Source organism: Caballeronia sp. LZ003 (assembly GCF_031451465.1).
In the GTDB taxonomy this organism is placed as follows: domain Bacteria; phylum Pseudomonadota; class Gammaproteobacteria; order Burkholderiales; family Burkholderiaceae; genus Caballeronia.
The window spans coordinates 1-653 of record NZ_JARUXJ010000123.1 but is presented as its reverse complement, the minus strand read 5'-3'; the positions used below and the strand labels follow the sequence as shown (position 1 = coordinate 653).

The following is a 653-nucleotide window of genomic DNA, read 5'->3' as shown; positions in this document are numbered from 1 at the left end:
ATCCCCAGTGCGCTGATCGACCGCTTGAACTACGACAGAGCCAGATGGAGCGAGCATCTGATAAACGACAATGCTTTTCGTGCCGCCCATGCGACGCGGTGTCTCAGTCAGGAAACCAAGCGACACGAGCTTCTCGCGCGCTTTCCGAATGGTCTTGACGTCGAGCTCAGTGTCGAGCACGAGCTCGTCGTTCGTGACCCACGTGGTGTAGTCTTCGGCCGCCCAATGCGCATATGTCTTCAAGAGTGTCTTGGCCGCTGAATCGCCGACGTGCTGACGTTTGGCCCATTGATATGCGTAGCCACTCATTGCTGTGCCCTCCCATGATGACGAGCACAGTCGTCTGACTGACTGACGCGCTCGATCTCCTGCAACCGGCTCGCGGCAGAGGCGATGATTTCTGGCAGGAGGCGCACCGACACAACGCCCGGCTCACCGATGAGCTTCGCAAGGGCGTCTGGCGCGATCACTACTGCATCCGGCGCTACCGGCTGCATCCGCTGACATCCGTCGTGGCCGAAGTACATCAGCCAGCGACTGTCGAGCAGTTGCGGCTTGCGCGACTCTGCGGATTGAGCTTCACGCTCAAGAAGATCCAATACCCACCGGCGAAATGCAGCGGCTTTCGAGGTGCGAGCGAGCATGCCCAGCAA

Annotated in this window: 2 protein-coding genes; both read right to left on the bottom strand. The window is 59.7% G+C overall.

Annotation, left to right across the window (positions count from 1 at the left end; genetic code table 11):
- Positions 1 to 309, bottom strand: a 309-nt coding sequence (locus tag QCE79_RS33360) for a hypothetical protein (protein WP_309851753.1), incomplete at its 3' end; no start/stop codon positions are given.
- The coding region (locus QCE79_RS33355; protein ID WP_404989473.1) for a hypothetical protein at positions 306 to 653 on the bottom strand (348 nt) is incomplete at its 5' end. The genes QCE79_RS33360 and QCE79_RS33355, both read right to left, overlap by 4 nt.